Annotated in this window: 3 protein-coding genes; all 3 read right to left on the minus strand. The window is 58.6% G+C overall.

Annotated elements, in window-relative coordinates:
* Window positions 1–49 precede the first annotated feature (49 nt).
* Window positions 50–997: an acetyl-CoA carboxylase carboxyltransferase subunit alpha gene (locus tag AC1DRJ_RS18485; protein ID WP_477803430.1), complete on the minus strand. Its 948-nt coding sequence runs from the start codon at window positions 995–997 to the stop codon at window positions 50–52.
* Between the two features lie 151 nt (window positions 998–1,148).
* Window positions 1,149–4,670, minus strand: coding sequence for a DNA polymerase III subunit alpha (dnaE, locus tag AC1DRJ_RS18490; protein ID WP_477803431.1), 3,522 nt, complete (start codon window positions 4,668–4,670; stop codon window positions 1,149–1,151).
* Window positions 4,671–4,887: 217 nt separating this feature from the next.
* The coding region (locus AC1DRJ_RS18495) for a ribonuclease HII (protein WP_477803432.1) at window positions 4,888–5,257 on the minus strand (370 nt) is incomplete at its 5' end.

A 5,257-nucleotide genomic window follows, 5' to 3' on the forward strand; every position in this document is an offset into this window, starting at 1 on the left:
ATACCGCTTTCGCGAGCAAGCCCGCTCCCACATTGAGGCCGAGGTCAGATCAGAGACCGTAGCTCATCAATCGCGCGTAACGACGGGCCAGCAGCGCGTCATTGTCGAACTTTTTCAACATCGCCAGTTGCGAGGTCAGTTCGGCGCGGATCGATGCCGCCGCAGCCGCTGGATTGCGGTGTGCGCCGCCCAATGGCTCGCCGATTACCTTGTCCACAATACCCAGGCCTTTCAGGCGCTCGGCAGTGATGCCCATGGCTTCAGCGGCATCCGGCGCTTTCTCGGCGGTTTTCCACAGGATCGATGCGCAACCTTCCGGCGAGATCACCGCGTAGGTCGAGTACTGCAGCATGTTCAGTTGATCGCAAACGCCGATCGCCAATGCACCACCGGAACCACCTTCACCGATCACGGTGGCAATGATTGGGGTTTTCAGACGCGACATGACACGCAGGTTCCAGGCAATCGCTTCGCTCTGGTTACGCTCTTCAGCGTCGATCCCAGGATAGGCGCCCGGGGTGTCGATGAAGGTCAGGATCGGCATTTTGAAGCGCTCGGCCATTTCCATCAGGCGGCACGCCTTGCGGTAGCCTTCCGGACGCGGCATACCGAAGTTGCGGCGAACCTTCTCGCGCACTTCACGGCCTTTCTGGTGACCGATGATCATCACCGGCTGGTCGTCCAGACGGGCGATACCGCCAACGATTGCAGCGTCATCGGAGAAGTGACGGTCGCCGTGCAATTCGTCGAACTCGGTGAAGATGTGCTCGATGTAGTCCAGGGTATATGGACGTTTCGGGTGACGCGCCAGACGGGCGATCTGCCAGCTGGTCAGCTTGCCGAAAATGTCTTCGGTCAGCGTGCTGCTTTTGTCCTGCAGGCGGGAGATCTCATCGCCGATATTCAGCGAATTGTCGTTACCGACCAAGCGCAACTCTTCGATCTTGGCTTGCAGGTCGGCGATCGGCTGTTCGAAATCTAGAAAATTCGGGTTCATAGGCGTCCGTCTTGGGTCGACGTCCAAGAGAGCTTGGGCCGGCCGGTTGTCTATTCGCGCCTACCTTAAGGGAGAGGCGCGTTCAGGTCGAGATTAAAAATCCAGGTCGAGATCAGGGCGCGTTCTCATGGTGAAGAATGGCACCTGACCGTCAACGGTATTGGAGGAAGACGTTGTCTCGCCCGAACTGGTCACGCAAGGCTTGAATCAACGCATCCGCCGGGTCGATTCGCCAGGTCTCGCCGAACTGCAGCAAGGCCTTCGCATCGGGGCTCGTGTATTCCATGGTAATCGGGCACGCACCACGGTGACGCTTGAACAATTCACCCAGCCAGCGTAGCTGATCGCCCTTCAAATCCTTGGTCTGCAGCTTCAGGCGCAGGCTTTCCGCCAGGTTGGTGCGTGCATCTTCCATGCTCATCACGCGCTTGACCCGCAGCTTCAGGCCGCCGGAGAAGTCGTCATTGCTGACCTCACCTTYGACCACCACCATCGCATCAGTCTGCAACAGCGACTGCGCAGAATGGAACGCCTCGGCAAACAGCGACGCCTCGATCCGTCCAGAGCGGTCATCGAGGGTGATGAACCCCATCTTGTCGCCCTTTTTGTTCTTCATCACTCGCAGGGCGATGATCATGCCGGCGACCGTCTGGGTGTCGCGTGCCGGCTTCAGATCGATGATGCGCTGACGTGCAAAGCGACGAATTTCACCTTCGTACTCGTCAATCGGGTGACCGGTCAGGTACAGGCCCAGGGTGTCTTTCTCCCCTTTCAGCCGTTCCTTGAGCGTCAGTTCCTTGGCTTTGCGATGACTGGCGTAAACGTCCGCGTCTTCCTCGACAAACAGCCCGCCAAACAGGTCGGCATGGCCACTGTCCTGGGTGCGTGCAGTTTGTTCAGCGGCCTTGATCGCCCCTTCCATCGCGGCCAGCAGCACCGCGCGATTCTGGTCGATGCTCGCCTGATAAGCTTTCGGCTCGTCATGGAAATAAGGCCCCAGACGATCCAGCGCACCACTGCGGATCAAACCGTCCAGGGTGCGTTTGTTGATACGTTTGAGATCGACACGGGCGCAGAAATCGAACAGGTCCTTGAACGGCCCGTCCTGGCGCGCCTCGGTGATCGCTTCCACCGGACCTTCACCCACGCCCTTGATCGCGCCGAGGCCGTAAATAATCCGGCCTTCGTCATTCACCGTGAACTTGAACTCGGAGGCATTCACATCCGGTGCGTCGAGACGCAGCTTCATGGTGCGAATTTCTTCGATCAAGGTCACGACCTTGTCGGTGTTGTGCATGTCCGCCGACAGCACCGCCGCCATGAATGGCGCGGGGTAATGCGTTTTCAGCCAGGCCGTTTGGTACGACACCAGGCCGTACGCAGCGGAGTGAGACTTGTTGAAACCGTAACCGGCGAATTTCTCTACCAGGTCGAAAATGTTACCGGCCAGGTCGGCGTCGATATTGTTGCTCGCGCAACCTTCAATGAAACCGCCGCGCTGCTTGGCCATTTCTTCGGGCTTTTTCTTACCCATGGCGCGACGCAGCATGTCCGCACCGCCGAGGGTGTAACCGGCCATGACCTGGGCAATCTGCATCACCTGTTCCTGATACAGGATGATGCCGTAAGTCGGTGCCAGTACCGGCTTGAGGCCTTCGTACTGGTAATCCGAGTGCGGGTACGCGAGTTCGGCGCGACCGTGCTTACGGTTGATGAAGTCGTCCACCATGCCTGATTGCAACGGACCCGGACGGAACAGGGCCACCAGTGCGATCAAGTCTTCCAGGCAGTCGGGCTTGAGCTTTTTGATCAGCTCCTTCATGCCACGGGATTCGAGCTGGAACACCGCCGTAGTTTCGGCTTTTTGCAGCAGCGTGTAGGTCGGCTTGTCGTCCAGCGGAATGAACGCAATGTCCAGCGGCGGTTGATCGACCTTGGCGCGGTCGCGGTTGATGGTTTTCAGCGCCCAGTCGATGACCGTCAAGGTCCGCAGACCGAGGAAGTCGAACTTCACCAAGCCGGCCGCTTCAACGTCATCCTTGTCGAACTGGGTGACCAGACCGTCACCGGCCTCATCGCAGTAGATCGGCGAGAAGTCCGTCAGTTTGGTCGGCGCAATCACCACACCACCGGCGTGTTTACCGACGTTACGTACAACGCCTTCAAGCTTGCGCGCCATTTCCCAGATTTCGGCGGCTTCTTCATCGACCTTGATGAAGTCGCGCAGGATCTCTTCCTGCTCATACGCCTTTTCCAGGGTCATGCCGACTTCAAACGGAATCATCTTCGACAGACGATCCGCCAAACCGTAGGATTTGCCCTGCACCCGCGCCACGTCCCGGACCACGGCCTTGGCCGCCATGGAACCGAAGGTGATGATCTGGCTTACAGCGTTGCGACCGTACTTCTCGGCCACGTATTCAATGACCCGATCACGACCGTCCATGCAGAAGTCGACGTCGAAGTCGGGCATCGATACCCGTTCCGGGTTAAGGAAACGTTCGAACAGCAGGTCATATTCCAGCGGATCGAGGTCGGTGATCTTCTGTACATAGGCCACCAGCGAGCCGGCACCCGACCCCCGGCCCGGACCTACCGGCACGCCGTTGCTCTTGGCCCACTGGATAAAGTCCATCACGATCAGGAAGTAACCGGGGAAGCCCATCTGGATGATGATATCCAGTTCGAAGTTCAGCCGGTCGACGTAGACCTGACGCTTGGCCTCATAGTCTTCGGTGGTGTCCTTGGGCAACAGAACGGTCAGTCGATCTTCCAGACCATCGAAGGACACCTTGCGGAAATACTCGTCGATGGTCATGCCATCGGGAATCGGGAAGTTGGGCAGGAAGTGCTTGCCCAGCTTCACTTCGATGTTGCAGCGCTTGGCGATTTCGACGGTGTTTTCCAGCGCCTCGGGGAGATCGCTGAACAGCTCGGCCATTTCCTCGGCGCTTTTGAGGTATTGCTGGTCGCTGTAATTCTTCGAACGCCGCGGATCGTCGAGGGCGCGGCCCTCACCGATGCAAACGCGGGTTTCGTGCGCGGCGAAGTCTTCCTGCTTGATGAAACGCACGTCGTTGGTCGCGACCAGTGGCGCGCCGATTTTCTCGGCCAGGGCCACGGCACCGTGCAACTGCTCTTCATCATTGGGGCGACTGGTGCGCTGGATCTCCAGGTAAAAGCGATCCGGAAACACCGTCATCCATTCGCGCGCGAGGTTTTCTGCCTCAGCCGGGTTGCCACTGAGCATGGCCAGGCCGATTTCGCCCTCTTTCGCCGCCGACAACATGATCAAGCCTTCGCTGGCCTCGGCCACCCATTCGCGCTCGATGATGACCGAGCCATTGCGCTGGCCGTCAATGAAACCACGGGAGATCAGTTCGGTCAGGTTGCGGTAGCCGACTGCGTTCATGGCCAGCAAGCTGATCCGGCTCAGGGCGTTGTCCGGATCCTTGTTCGACAGCCACAAGTCGGCACCGCAGATCGGCTTGATCCCTGCACCCATGGAGGCTTTATAGAATTTGACCAGGGAACACATGTTGTTCTGATCGGTGACCGCTACGGCAGGCATGTTCATGCCGACCAAGGTCTTGACCAGCGGCTTGATCCGCACCAGACCGTCAACCAGGGAGTATTCAGTGTGCAGGCGTAGGTGAACGAATGAAGCCGGCATAGTGATCCTGCGTATATTCATGAAAACAACAAAGCCCGGAAATCCGGCACTTTAAAGCTACTGCGCTTGGTAAGCCTGCGTTGAACGGCAGCTCGAAATGCTCATTGACTAAAGTCAACTCCGCTTTCTCGCAGCCGTTCGCCTTGTATTACCTGCGCTCGTGACGCTTTAAAGTGCCGGATTGTACCGGGCCTTGAGTAAAACATCAGCCTTGCGACTAACTCTCGATCAGACTTTCCCGAGCCTCGTACGCCAGGCGCACCGGGGCGAACGAGCGGCGATGAATCGGCGTGGGCCCCAGCCGGGCCAGCGCTTCCAGATGAACGGGCGTCGGGTAACCTTTGTGGCCGCCGATACCGTAACCCGGGTAAATCAGTTCAAAAGCCGCCATTTCGCGGTCGCGGCTGACCTTGGCCAGAATCGATGCCGCCGCAATGGCCGGAACCTTGCCGTCGCCCTGCACTACCGCTTCTGCGCGCATGGACAGTTTCGGGCAACGATTGCCGTCGATCATCGCCAGTTTCGGCTGAATGTGCAGGCCTTCGACTGCGCGCTGCATCGCCAGCATGGTGGCGTGCAGGATGTTC

The sequence above is a fragment of the Pseudomonas sp. P5_B2 genome (genome assembly GCF_056400445.1).

Coding starts and splice junctions, on each gene's coding strand:
- AC1DRJ_RS18485 (WP_477803430.1), bottom strand. CDS start 997: ATGAACCCGAATTTTCTAGATTTCGAACAGCCGATCGCCGACCTGCAA.